The sequence below is a fragment of the Micromonospora sp. NPDC049204 genome (genome assembly GCF_040647935.1).
Taxonomy (GTDB): Bacteria; Actinomycetota; Actinomycetes; order Mycobacteriales; family Micromonosporaceae; genus Micromonospora.
This window is the reverse complement of sequence record NZ_JBEZDC010000013.1, coordinates 18,972-31,784: the sequence shown is the minus strand read 5'-3', so window position 1 is coordinate 31,784 and position 12,813 is coordinate 18,972. Positions and strand designations below refer to the sequence as shown.

Annotated in this window: 11 protein-coding genes; all 11 read right to left on the bottom strand. The window is 69.8% G+C overall.

What is annotated here, in order from left to right; genetic code table 11:
• Window positions 1-43: 43 nt before the first annotated feature.
• Genes nuoL through AB0A90_RS23255 form a run of 11 tightly spaced genes read right to left on the bottom strand, consistent with a single transcriptional unit; the run spans window position 44 to window position 12,813 of the window.
• Complete coding sequence (gene nuoL, locus AB0A90_RS23305; protein WP_357251521.1) at window positions 44-1,969, bottom strand: NADH-quinone oxidoreductase subunit L; 1,926 nt, start codon at window positions 1,967-1,969, stop codon at window positions 44-46.
• A gap of 12 nt (window positions 1,970-1,981) precedes the next feature.
• Window positions 1,982-2,299 carry an NADH-quinone oxidoreductase subunit NuoK gene (gene nuoK, locus AB0A90_RS23300; RefSeq protein ID WP_357251518.1) on the bottom strand — a complete coding sequence of 106 codons (318 nt, stop codon included), beginning with the start codon at window positions 2,297-2,299 and terminating at the stop codon, window positions 1,982-1,984.
• Window positions 2,299-3,069 carry an NADH-quinone oxidoreductase subunit J gene (locus AB0A90_RS23295; RefSeq protein ID WP_357251515.1) on the bottom strand — a complete coding sequence of 257 codons (771 nt, stop codon included), beginning with the start codon at window positions 3,067-3,069 and terminating at the stop codon, window positions 2,299-2,301. The genes nuoK and AB0A90_RS23295 overlap by 1 nt, the downstream gene beginning before the upstream one ends.
• Entirely contained in the window at window positions 3,066-3,707 is a 642-nt protein-coding gene (gene nuoI, locus AB0A90_RS23290; protein ID WP_112585694.1) for an NADH-quinone oxidoreductase subunit NuoI, read from the bottom strand. Before nuoI ends, AB0A90_RS23295 begins: the two co-directional genes overlap by 4 nt.
• Before the next feature lies 1 nt (window position 3,708).
• Window positions 3,709-5,061, bottom strand: a complete 1,353-nt coding sequence (nuoH, locus tag AB0A90_RS23285; RefSeq protein ID WP_357251511.1) for an NADH-quinone oxidoreductase subunit NuoH — start codon at window positions 5,059-5,061, stop codon at window positions 3,709-3,711.
• Complete coding sequence (locus AB0A90_RS23280) at window positions 5,058-7,559, bottom strand: NADH-quinone oxidoreductase subunit G (RefSeq protein WP_357251508.1); 2,502 nt, start codon at window positions 7,557-7,559, stop codon at window positions 5,058-5,060. Before AB0A90_RS23280 ends, nuoH begins: the two co-directional genes overlap by 4 nt.
• Complete coding sequence (gene nuoF / locus AB0A90_RS23275; RefSeq protein ID WP_357251506.1) at window positions 7,559-8,875, bottom strand: NADH-quinone oxidoreductase subunit NuoF; 1,317 nt, start codon at window positions 8,873-8,875, stop codon at window positions 7,559-7,561. The genes AB0A90_RS23280 and nuoF overlap by 1 nt, the downstream gene beginning before the upstream one ends.
• The gene (gene nuoE / locus AB0A90_RS23270; protein ID WP_357251503.1) at window positions 8,872-10,026 is read right to left on the bottom strand and encodes an NADH-quinone oxidoreductase subunit NuoE; all 1,155 of its coding nucleotides are present in this window, start codon (window positions 10,024-10,026) and stop codon (window positions 8,872-8,874) included. The genes nuoF and nuoE overlap by 4 nt, the downstream gene beginning before the upstream one ends.
• A gap of 53 nt (window positions 10,027-10,079) precedes the next feature.
• Window positions 10,080-11,405: an NADH-quinone oxidoreductase subunit D gene (locus AB0A90_RS23265; RefSeq protein WP_357251500.1), complete on the bottom strand. Its 1,326-nt coding sequence runs from the start codon at window positions 11,403-11,405 to the stop codon at window positions 10,080-10,082.
• Entirely contained in the window at window positions 11,402-12,139 is a 738-nt protein-coding gene (locus AB0A90_RS23260) for an NADH-quinone oxidoreductase subunit C (RefSeq protein ID WP_357251497.1), read from the bottom strand. The genes AB0A90_RS23265 and AB0A90_RS23260 overlap by 4 nt, the downstream gene beginning before the upstream one ends.
• Window positions 12,136-12,813 carry an NADH-quinone oxidoreductase subunit B gene (locus AB0A90_RS23255; protein ID WP_124821345.1) on the bottom strand — a complete coding sequence of 226 codons (678 nt, stop codon included), beginning with the start codon at window positions 12,811-12,813 and terminating at the stop codon, window positions 12,136-12,138. Before AB0A90_RS23255 ends, AB0A90_RS23260 begins: the two co-directional genes overlap by 4 nt.

The following is a 12,813-nucleotide window of genomic DNA, read 5'->3' as shown; positions in this document are numbered from 1 at the left end:
TCACTGCGTGGTCCGCCGGCGGGGGCGGCCGGGAACAGGTCGATCACGCCAGCCACCCCGCCTGGACCGCCAGGAACGCCGCCATCACCAGCAGCGCACCGGCCAGGATCGAGGTGGCGTACGAGCGGACGAAGCCGGTCTGCATCCGCCGGAGCCGACCCGAGCCACCGCCGACCGCGGCGGCGAGCCCGTTGACCAGCCCGTCGATACCCCGGTTGTCGAGGTAGACGAGCGCCCGGGTGAGGAAGATGCCCGGCTTCTCGAAGACCGCCTCGTTCACCGCGTCCGCGTACAGGTTGCGCCGGGCGGCGGTGACCAGCACCCCGGCCGGCTGCGGTGCGGTGGCCGTACCGGCCCGGAACAGGAACCAGGCCAGCCCCGCGCCGAGCACGGTCACCAGCAGCGACAGCGTGGTGATCACGGCGTGCGAGAGGACCGCCTCGTGCTCCGCGTGCTCGCCGCCCAGGCCGGCGGTCGCCGTCAGCCAGTCCGGCACCGACGTGGACAGCAGGAAACCAGCGCCGACCGAACCGGCCGCCAGCAGGATCAGCGGAATGGTCATCAGCTTCGGCGACTCGTGCGGGTGCTCGATGTCGTCGGTCCAGCGCTTCGGGCCGTGGAACGTGAGCACGAACAGCCGGGTCATGTAGAACGCGGTGAGCCCCGCGCCGAGCAGCGCCGCACCGCCGAAGAGCCAGGCGGTCCAGTCCTCCCGCTCGAAGGCGGCCACGATGATCGGCTCCTTGGAGAAGAAGCCGGAGAACGGGAACATGCCGATGATGGCCAGCCAGCCCATCATGAACGTCAACCAGGTGACCTTCATGTACGTCGACAACCCGCCGAAGCGGCGGATGTCGACCTGGTCCTTCATCCCGTGCATGACCGAGCCGGCGCCCAGGAACATGTTGGCCTTGAAGAACCCGTGCGCCAGCAGGTGCACGATGGCCAGCGCGTACGCGCCGCCACCCAGGCCGACGCCGAGGAACATGTAGCCGATCTGGCTCACCGTCGACCAGGCGAGCACCCGCTTGATGTCGTCCTTGGCCGCGCCGATGATGCAGCCCATCAGCAGGGTGAGCGCGCCGACGCTGACCACCACGAGCTGGAGCGTCGAGTTGGCGGAGAAGATCGGGTTGGACCGGGCGATCAGGTAGACGCCCGCGGTGACCATGGTGGCGGCGTGGATGAGCGCCGACACCGGGGTGGGGCCCTCCATCGCGTCCGGCAACCACGCCTGGAGCGGGAACTGACCGGACTTGCCGGCCGCACCGAGCAGCAGCAGCAGACCGAGGACCAGCACGGTCGCACCGGTCAGCGCGCCGACACCGTTGAACACCTCGTCGTACTGGGTGGTGCCCAGCGTGGCGAACATGATGAAGATGCCGATGGCCAGGCCGGCGTCGCCGACCCGGTTCATCAGGAACGCCTTCTTGCCGGCGGTGGCCGCGCTCGGCCGCTCGGTCCAGAAGGAGATCAGCAGGTACGACGCCAGACCGACGCCCTCCCAGCCGAAGTACAACATCACGTAGTTGTTGCCGAGCACCAGCAGCAGCATCGCCGCGACGAACAGGTTGAAGTACGCGAAGAACCGGCGACGGCCCGCGTCGTGTGCCATGTACTCCACCGCGTACAGGTGGATCAGGAAGCCCACCCCGGTGATCAGCAGCACGAAGACCGCGGCCAGCGGGTCGAACAGCAGGCCGAAGTCGACCCGCAGATCACCGACCGCGATGAAGTCCCAGAGGCTCAGCTCGACCGACTTGTTCTCCAGGCCGCGAAGCTGGACGAAGAACGTCAGGCCGAGCACGAACGCGGCACCGATGGCGGTGACGCCCAACCAGTGCCCCCAGCGGTCGGCCCGGCGGCCGAGCAGCAGCAGGATGGCCGCGCTGAGCAGCGGGATCGCCACCAGCAGCCAGACGCCCCCGAGCAGCCCCGTGGCCTGGGCGTATTCCACAGTCTCTTCCACCGGTGGACCCCTCTAGTACTTGAGCAGGTTGGCGTCGTCGACACTCGCCGAGCGTCGCGTCCGGAAGATGGACATGATGATCGCGAGCCCGACCACGACCTCGGCCGCCGCCACCACCATCACGAAGAACGCCATGATCTGACCGTTGAGATCACCGTTGATCCGGCTGAAGGTGACCAGCGTCAGGTTGGCCGCGTTGAGCATCAGCTCCACGCACATGAACAGCACGATCGCGTTGCGCCGGATCAGCACCCCGGAGGCGCCGATGGTGAACAACACCGCGGCGAGGACGAGGTAGTAGGTCGGCTCGACCGAGAAGAACGATCCCATTACTTGTCCGTGCCCTTCAGCGAGGTCTCCTCGGCGGTCAGCTCGCGCTGCGGGAGGATCGCCGGGGTGCTGCGGTCGGTCAGGCGGCCGTCGGGGAGCCGGGCCGGGGTGGCCACCGACGAGGAGGTCGCGAAGACGCCGGGGCCGGGCTTCGGACCGGGGTAGTTGCCCGGGGCGAAGCGCGCCCGCATGGTCGACACCTGGTCGACCTTGTCCTGCTTCCGCCGCTCGACGTGGGCCAGCACCATCGCACCGACCGCCGCGGTGATCAGCAGTGCCGAGGTCAGCTCGAACGCGAAGACGTACTTGGTGAACAGCAGTCGGGCGATGCCCTGCACGTTCCCCTCCGTGTTGGCCTGCTCCAGGCCGACCGCGGTGGTTCCGTCCAGCGCCTGGTAGAGGCCGGTGGCGACCAGGCCGGCGAAGCCCAGGCCGAGCACGATCGCGGCGACCCGCTGGCCCCGCAGCGTCTCGATCAGCGAGTCCGTCGAGTCCCGACCGACGAGCATCAGCACGAAGAGGAACAGCATCATGATCGCGCCGGTGTAGACGATGATCTGCACCATGCCGATGAACGGACCGGCCTGGAGCACGTAGAACACGCCCAGACAGAGCATGGTCAGCACCAGCCACAGCGCCGAGTGCACGGCGTTGCGCGCGGCCACCATCCCGATCGCGCCGATCAGCGCGAGCGGGGCGAGGATCCAGAAGGTGACCGCCTCGCCGCCGGACACCGTACCGGCGGCGGCGAGCACCGTAGACGTGGTCATGCTTCCTCTCCCTTGCCGGCCGCGACGCGCTGGGCGGCCTGCTCGGCGCCCGGGAACGTCACGCCGGGGTGCTCCTCGACCTGGTAGCGGCCCGGACCCATCGGGGACGTCTCCGCACCGGCGGAGGTGCCCGGGTTGTCCAACGCGCCGACGTAGTAGTCCTTCTCGCTGTCACCGAGGCGCATCGGGTGCGGAGGCTGCTCCATGCCCTCCAGCAACGGCGCGAGCAACTGCTCCTTGGTGAAGATCAGGTCCTGCCGGTTGTCCCGGGCCAGCTCGTACTCGTTGCTCATGGTGAGCGACCGGGTCGGGCAGGCCTCGATGCACAGTCCGCAGAAGATGCACCGGGCGTAGTTGATCTGGTAGATGCTGGCGTACCGCTCACCCGGCGAGAAGCGCTGCTCGTCGGTGTTGTCGCCACCCTCGACGTAGATCGCGTCCGCCGGGCAGGCCCACGCGCACAGCTCGCAGCCGATGCACTTCTCCAGGCCGTCCGGGTGCCGGTTGAGGATGTGCCGCCCGTGGTAGCGCGGCGCCGACACCGGCGGCTTGAACGGGTAGTCGGTCGTGACGACCTTCCTGAACATGTGCGAGAAGGTGACACCGAATCCCTTGAACGTTCCGGTGATCGCGCCCACGTCACACCTCCCTGGAGTCCGAGCCGGCAACGATGTTGGCCGGCTCCCGCTCGGCGACCACGCGCGTGATACGCGGGCTCGGTGGTACCTGAAGATCCATCGGTGGCAGCGGGAAGCTCCCGTACGGCCGGTTGTCGACCTGTTCCTGCGTCGTCGGCTTCGGCTTCGGACGCCGGCTGGGCCAGAAGATCGTGACGATCAGCAGGATGCCGGCCGGGATGCCGACCGCGATCACCTTGCCGCGCGAGTCCCAGTCCTCGATGGACCGCAGGCCCGACAGGACCAGGATCCAGACCAGGTTGATCGGCAGCAGCACCTTCCAACCGAGGCGCATGAACTGGTCGTAGCGCAGGCGGGGCAGCGTGCCGCGCAGCCACACGAACACGAAGACCAGCGCGATCACCTTGCCGAAGAACCAGAGCATCGGCCACCAACCGGAGTTGGCGCCCTCCCACAGCGTGATCGGCCAGGGTGCACGCCAACCGCCGAGGAACAGCGTGGTGGTGACCGCGGACATGGTCACCATCGCGACGTACTCACTGAGCATGAAGAGCGCGAACTTCAGCGAGCTGTACTCCGTCATGAATCCCGCGACCAGCTCGGACTCGGCCTCGGGCAGGTCGAACGGCGCCCGGTTGGTCTCACCCACGGTGGCGATGAAGAAGATGACGAAGCTGGGCAGCAACAGGATCGCGTACCAGCCCGGCGCCGGGATCGTCTGACCGAAGACACTCAGCTCGGTGCCGTCGCCCTGTGCGGCGACGATCCCGCTGGTGCTCATCGTGCCGGCGGTCATGAAGACCGCCACGATGCTCAGGCCCATGGCGACCTCGTAGGAGATCATCTGGGCGCTCGACCGCAGACCACCGAGCAGCGGGTACGTCGAACCGGAGGCCCAGCCGCCGAGCACGATGCCGTAGACGCCCATCGACGAGCAGGCCAGCAGCAGCAGCACCGCCACCGGCACGTCGGTGACCTGCAACGGCGTGTGGTGGCCGAAGATGCTCACCATCGGGCCGAACGGCACCACCGACAGGGCGGTGACCGCGCAGATCACCGAGATGGTCGGGGCGAAGAAGTAGACGACCTTGTCGGCCGCCTTCGGCAGGATGTCCTCCTTGAAGGCCATCTTCAGGCCGTCGGCGAGGGTCTGCAGCAGGCCGAACGGACCGACCTGGTTGGGGCCAGGCCGCACCTGCATGTAACCGACGACGCGCCGCTCGAACCAGACACCGAGCAGGGTGGCCAGCAGACCGAAGGCGAACGCGAAGACGATCTTGCCGAGAACCAGCCACCACGGATCCCGGCCGAAATCGGCAAGCGTCGGATCCTGGGCCAGGATTGACGGAGTCACTGGTTACCCCCGGAGTTGAGGAGCGGGAGACCGGTCTCGTCGGCCGCCACGCGTCCGGCCGGGATGGCCGTTCCCGTCGCGGGGACGGAGATCCGGACGACCGCGCCGGACGTCGCCCCGAGGCTGCGCCGCACGGTCGAGCCGGGTGAGTTGGTCGGCAGCCAGACCACGCCGTCCGGCATCTCGGTGAGCTCGGCCGGCAGGGTCAGCGCCCCCCGGTCGGTGCCGACCGTGACCGCGTCACCGTCGACCACACCGAGCGCCTCGGCGGTGCCCTTGCCCAACCGGACCACCGGCGGGCGAGCGGTGCCGGCGAGGTTCTCGTCGCCCTCGGTCAGGCTGCCGAGGTCCACCAGTTGGTGCCAGGTGGCCAGCACGGCCTCCCCGTCGCCCGGGTGCGGCACCCGGCCCGGCGCCACCGACGGCGCGGACGGTCGCGACGTACGCGTCGCCGGCAGCGCGCCCAACTCGCGACGCACGCTCGGCACGTCAGCGGTGCCGAGCCGCACGTCGAGCAGCGCGGCCAGCGCGTCGAGCACCCGACCGTCGGTCATCGCCGCAGTCGTCAGCACCGCCTCGAACGGGCGCAGCCGACCCTCCCAGTCCAGGAAGCTGCCGGCCTTCTCGGCCACCGGGGCGACCGGCAGCACCACGTTCGCCCGCCGGGTCACCGCGGTGGGGCGCAGCTCCAGGCTGACCAGGAACGGCACCGTGTCCAGAGCGGCCTCGGCCAGTCGCGGGTCGGCCAGATCGGCCGGGTCGACCCCGCCGACGACAAGCGCACCTAGCTGCCCGTTGGCGGCGGCGTTGAGGATGCCGTCGGTGTCCCGACCGGGCTGGCTCGGGATCACCCCGGCCGGGATGTCCCACGCCTCACCCAGCTCGGCGCGGGCGGCCGGTTCGTTGACCAGCCGTCCACCGGGGAGCAGGTTGGGCAGGCAGCCCGCGTCGACGGCGCCGCGGTCACCCGCGCGCCGCGGCACCCAGGCCAGCTTCGCACCGGTACGCCGGGCCACGTCCGCCGCGGCGGAGAGCCCGCCCGGCACACTTGCCAGCCGCTCGCCGACGATCAGGATCGCGCCCGGTGCGCTCAGCGCCTCGTCGACCGTGGCGTGCTCGGCGAGCACGCTGGCCTCCTCGCCCGGCACGACCCGGGCCAGCTTCGCGCCGAGCTTCTCCAGGCCGCGGGTGGCGAACGGTGCCAGCGCGTACACCGTCAGGGTCTTCTTCAGGTACGCCTTGCGCAGCCGCAGGAAGAGGATCGGGCACTCCTCCTCCGGCTCCAGGCCGACGAGCACCACCGCCGGCGCGTTCTCCACGTCGGTGTAGGTGACGTCGGTGACCCCGGCGACCGAGCTGGCCAGGAAGTCGGCCTCCTCGCGGGAGACCGGCCGGGCCCGGAAGTCGATGTCGTTGGTGTTCAGGGCGACCCGGGCGAACTTCGCGTACGCGTACGCGTCCTCGACGGTCAGCCGGCCGCCGGTGAGAACCGCCGTGCCCTGGCCACCCTCGCGAGCGGCGTGCAGCCCCTCGGCGGCCACGGTGAGCGCCTCGCTCCAGGACGCCTCGCGCAGCTCACCGGTGCGCTCGTCGCGAACCAGCGGGGTGGTCAGCCGATCGGTGGCGCGGGTGTACTGGAAGCCCCACCGACCCTTGTCGCAGTTCCACTCCTCGTTGACCTGCGGCTCGTCGCCGGCCAGCCGGCGCAGCACCTTGCCGCGTCGCCAGTCGGTGCGCTGCCCGCAGCCGGCCGAGCAGTGTTCGCAGACGCTCGGGCTGGAGACCAGGTCGAACGGGCGGGCCCGGAACCGGTACTGGGCACCGGTCAGCGCCCCCACCGGGCAGATCTGCACGGTGTTGCCGGAGAAGTAGGAGTTGAACGGAACGTCGCCCTCGTCGCCCTCCTCGCCGTACGCGTCGTCCCGGTAGATGTTGATCTCTTCGGCGGACGACCGGCCCATCAGGTCGATGAACTTGTCGCCGGCGATCTCCTCGGAGAACCGGGTGCACCGCTGGCAGAGGACACAACGCTCGCGGTCCAGCAGCACCTGGCTGCTGATCGCCATCGGCTTCTCGTACTCCCGCTTGTGCTCGTGGAAGCGCGAGTCGGTGCGACCGGTGGACATCGCCTGGTTCTGGAGCGGGCACTCGCCGCCCTTGTCACACATCGGGCAGTCCAGCGGGTGGTTGAGCAGCAGCAGCTCCATCACCCCCTCCTGCGCCTTCTTGGCGACCGGCGAGGTGAGCTGGGTCCGGACGACCATGCCGTCGGCGACGGTCTGGGTGCAGGAAGCCACCGGCTTGCGCTGGCCCTCCACCTCGACCAGGCACTGCCGGCACGCGCCGGCCGGGGCCAGCAGCGGGTGGTCGCAGAACCGGGGGATCTCGGTGCCCATCTGCTCGGCGGCCCGGATCAGCAGCGCCCCCTTGGGGGCGGTGACCTCGACGCCGTCGATGGTGAGGGTGACGGTCTCGGTCTTCTTTGCTACATCAGTCATCAGTGCGCCCCTACCAGGGTCTTCTCTGACAGCTTCGGTGCGGTCCGTCCCTCGATGTAGTCGAGGTAGTCCTGCTTGAAGTACTTCAGTGAGGAGGTCACCGAGCTGGTGGCGCCGTCACCCAGGCCGCAGAACGAGCGGCCGAGGATGTTGTCGCAGGTGTCCAGCAGGGTGTCCAGGTCCTCGTGGGTGCCCTGACCGGCGAGGATCCGCCGGTAGACCCGGACCATCCAGTAGTTGCCCTCCCGGCACGGGGTGCACTTGCCGCACGACTCGTGGTGGTAGAACTCCAGCCACCGGTACGTCGCGTAGACCGGGCAGTCCTGGTCGGAGAAGATCTGGGTGGCCGTGGTGCCGAGGATCGAGCCGGCCGCCGCCACGCCCTCGAAGTCCAGTGGCACGTCCAGGTGCTCGGCGGCGAGCAGCGGGGTGGACGAGCCACCCGGGGTCCAGAACCGCAGGTTGTGACCAGGCTGCATGCCACCGGCCAGTTCCAGCAGGTCGCGCAGCGTGACGCCCATCGAGCACTCGTACTGACCCGGGTTGACGATCCGGCCGGACAGCGAGTAGATCATCGGCCCGGAGGACTTCTCGGTGCCCATGGACTTCCACCAGTCGGCCCCACCGAGCACGATCGGCGGCACGCTGGCGATGGTGCCGACGTTGTTCACCACCGTCGGGCTCGCGTACAGGCCGTGGGTGGCCGGGAACGGCGGGCGCAGCCGGGGCTGACCCCGGAAACCCTCAAGCGAGTCCAGCAGCGCCGTCTCCTCGCCGCAGATGTACGCCCCGGCGCCGGAGTGCACCACCAGCTCCAGGTCGTAGCCGCTGCGCAGGATGTTGCGGCCCAGGTAGCCCTTGTCGTACGCCTCCTGGACGGCGTTGCGCAGCCGACGCGCGGCGTGCACCGCCTCGCCCCGGATGTAGATGTAGGCGCGGCTGGCCCGGATCGCGTACGACGCGATGATCACGCCCTCGACCAGCGCGTGCGGGTCGTGGGTCATCAGCGGCAGGTCCTTGCAGGTGCCCGGCTCGCCCTCGTCGGCGTTGACCACCAGGTAGTGCGGCTTGCCGTCGCCCTGGGGGATGAAGCCCCACTTGAGGCCGGTCGGGAAGCCGGCGCCACCGCGCCCGCGCAGCCCGGAATCCTTGATCAGCTGGATCAGGTCGTCCGGGTGGGCCTTGAGCGCCTTACGCAGGGCGGCGTAGCCGTCGAGCTGCTCGTACGTGCCGATGCGCCACGCATCCGGCGACAGCCAGCGCTTGGTCAGCACCGGCGTCAGCTTGGCCACGGTCTCCGGGCGGGGAGTGGTCACTTCTGTGCCCCCGTTTCGTTCGCGTCCGCCGGTCCGGCGCCGTCGGCGTCCGTACCAGCCTTCGCTTCGGTGAGGTTGCGCTCCTGCGCCCCGGCCTCGTCGCCGGCGGGCTTGCCGTCGCCGGCCGGCGGGTTGGCCGCCACACCGGCGGCCTCGGCCGACCGTGCGTCGCGCGGCTCGGACGCGGTGCTGTCCGCCGGGACCTTGGTGCCCGGGGCGTCCGGCACCGCCGTGCCCGCGTCCGGCTGCCGGGTCTCGGCGGTACGCACCTGCGGCGACTTGTCGTCCGGTGCCTTCACGTCCCGCGTGGTGCTGCCGGTGGCATCCGCGGGCTTGGCCGGCTCGGCCGCCCCGGTCGGGGCGGAAGCCCCGTCGCCACCCTTGACCGGCGCCGCGCTGGCCTCGACGGGCGCCGGCTTGGCGGCCTCCGCCTTCGCCTTCGCCTCGGCGGCGGCCTTGTCCGCCTCCGCCTTGCTCCGGATCGGGGTGTTCGGGTCGAAGCCCGGCACCGAGACGCCGTGCTCTTGCGCCAGCCGCAGCCCGCGCAGGGTCGGCTCGCCCGGCCCGCCGTCGGCGACCGCGCCGTCCCGCTCGTCGGCGAAACCGGCGAGCTGCACCGCCATCTCCTTGAGGGTGCAGAGCCGGGCACCCCGGGTCGGCATCGGCCGCCCACCCGCCCGCAGCTCGTCGACGACACCGACCGCGGTCGACGGGTCCACGCCGTCGAAGAAGTCGTAGTTGACGGTCATCACCGGGCCGTAGTCGCACGCCGCCAGGCACTCGGCGTGCTCCAGCGTGATCGTGCCGTCGCCGGTGGTCTCGTCGTGCCCGACGCCCAGGTGCTCGGACAGGGTGTCGTAGACCTCCTGACCACCGAGCACGTTGCACATGGTGTTGGTGCAGACGCTGACCAGGAAGTCACCCGTCGGCTTGCGCTTGTACATCGTGTAGAAGGTGGCCACCGCGCCGACCTGGGCCTTGTTCAACCCCAGCACCTCGGCGCAGAACGTGACCCCGGCCGGGGAGACGTACCCTTCCTCGGCCTGCACCAGGTGCAGCAGCGGCAGCAACGCCGAGCGGGACCGGTCCGCCGGGTAACGGGCGATGATCTCGCGCGCCCGCTCCCGGGTCTCGTCAGTGAAAACACTCATCGGCGTCGCCTTCCCGTTCGCGACTGCGGGGCTCGCAAGCTCACTCCTCGCACTCACCTGTCACAACCCCCCATGACCGGGTCCAACGAGGCGCCGCCGGCGATCACGTCGGCGATCAGGCCACCCTCGGCCATCGCCGGGAGAGCCTGGAGGTTGACGAAGCTCGGCTCCCGGTAGTGCACCCGGTACGGCCGGGTGCCACCGTCGGAGACCGCGTGCACGCCCAGCTCGCCGCGGGGCGCCTCGATGGCGACGTACACCTGGCCGGGCGGAACCCGGAAGCCCTCGGTCACCAGCTTGAAGTGGTGGATCAGCGACTCCATCGACTGACCCATGATCTTCGCGACGTGCTCCAGCGAGTTGCCCATGCCGTCCACGCCGATGGCGAGCTGCGCCGGCCAGGCGATCTTGCGGTCGGCGACCATCACCGGTCCCGGACGGAGCCGGTCCAGGGCCTGCTCGACAAGCTTCATCGACTCCCGGATCTCGGCGAGCCGGACCTGGTAGCGGCCCCACACGTCACCGTCGGGGTGGGTCGGCACGTCGAACTCGTAGTTCTCGTAACCGCAGTACGGCATGGTCTTGCGCAGGTCCCAGGCGAGGCCGGCGGAGCGCAGCACCGGACCGGTGATGCCGAGCGCGACACAGCCGGTCACGTCCAGCACCGCGACGTTCTTCGTCCGCTCGGTCCAGATCGGCTGGCCGGAGAGCAGGTCCTCGTACTCCTTGAGCTTCTTCGGCATCATCTTGAGGAACTCGCGGATCTTGACGATCGCGTCGTCCGGCACGTCCTGCGCCACGCCGCCCGGCCGGACGTACGCGTGGTTCATCCGCAGGCCGGTGATGGTCTCGAAGATGTCGAGGATGTACTCCCGCTCGCGGAAGCCGTACAGCATGATCGAGATCGCGCCCAGCTCCATGCCGGTGGTGGCCAGCCAGACCAGGTGCGACGAGATCCGGTTGAGCTCCATCATCAGCACGCGGATGGTGGTGGCCCGCTCGGTGATGTCGTCGGTGATGCCGAGCAGCTTCTCGACCGCGAGCGCGTACGCCGTCTCGTTGAAGATCGGGGCGAGGTAGTCCATCCGGGTCACGAACGTCGAGCCCTGAACCCAGTTGCGGTATTCGAGGTTCTTCTCGATACCGGTGTGCAGGTAGCCGATGACGGATCGGGCCTCGCGGACCGTCTCGCCCTCCAGCTCCAGGATCAGCCGCAGCACCCCGTGCGTGGACGGGTGCTGCGGACCCATGTTGACGACGATCCGCTCGTCGTTGATCGGGTCGGTGCCCGAGACGATGGTGTCCCAGTCCCCACCGGTGACGGTGAAGACCCGACCCTCGTCGGTCTCGCGCTCACTCGCGTAGTTCGACGTCGTCACTGGTACGACCTCCGCTCGTTCGGCGGCTGGATCTCCGCGCCCTTGTACTCGACGGGGACACCGCCGAGCGGGTAGTCCTTGCGCTGCGGGTGGCCCTCCCAGTCGTCCGGCATGAGGATCCGGGTCAGGTTGGGGTGGCCGTCGAAGACGATGCCGAACATGTCGTACGCCTCCCGCTCCTGCCAGTCCGCCGTCGGGTAGACCGCGGTCACGCTGGGCAGGTGCGGGGCCGCCACGGAGACCGCGGCCTCCAACCGGACCCGACGCCGGTACGTCATCGAGGTGAGCAGGTAGACCACGTGCAGCCGGCGCTCGTCGGCGCCCAGGTAGTCCAGGCCGGACACCGAGGAGCACAGCTCGAACCGCAGCGCCAGGTCGTCACGCAGCACCTGGCAGACCTCGGCGATCCGCTCCGGGCGGACGTGCAGGGTCAGCTCGCCCCGATCGACCACGACCTTCTCGATCGCGTCGGCGAAGGCCGGGTACGCCTCCTCCAACGCGTCGCGGACCTCGTCGAAGTAGCCCCCGTACGGCCGGGCCGCCTCCTCGATGGGCTGGCGCTGGCGGACCAGGCCGCCGTAGCCGGACACGTCGCCGGTGCCCTGGTTGCCGAACATCCCGCGACCGGCCGGGCTGGCCGGCGGGAGCTCGGCGGGGGCACCGCTGGTGGCGCCGGCCGGCGTGACCGGCACCGGCACCCCGCCGTCGTTGGGCTTGTCCGTGGGTGACGTCATTTGGGGCCTGCCTGCGGGTGGAGGTGGTTCTGAGCGTTCATCCAGTTCTCGATCCGCAACTGCTCCTCGCGGCCCTCGCGGACCGCCCGGGTCCACTCGGCACGGCGGGCCTTGTCGCTGCGGTACGAGGAGGGCATGGAGCCGTAGGGGACGATCGGAACGTCGCCGCGCTCCTGGCGGGCGGCCAGCATCTTGCGACCGTTCGGGCCGAGCGGCTCATACATGATCTTCTCGCGGAGCTTGAGGATCGCGTCGATGAGCATCTCCGGCCGGGGCGGGCAGCCGGGGAGGTACATGTCGACCGGCACCACGTGGTCGACGCCCTGCACGATCGCGTAGTTGTTGAACATGCCGCCGCTGCTGGCGCAGACGCCCATGGAGAGCACCCAGCGGGGCTCGGCCATCTGGTCGTAGATCTGGCGCAGCACCGGAGCCATCTTCTGACTCACCCGGCCGGCCACGATCATCAGGTCGGCCTGCCGGGGGGACGCCCGGAAGACCTCCATGCCCCAGCGGCCCATGTCGTAGTGCGGACCACCGGCGGCCATCATCTCGATGGCGCAGCAGGCCAGGCCGAAGGTGGCGCCCCACACGGACGACTTCCGGGACCAGTTGACCAGCTTCTCCACCGAGGTGAGCAGGACGCCGGCGGGAAGCTTCTCCTCGATGCCCAT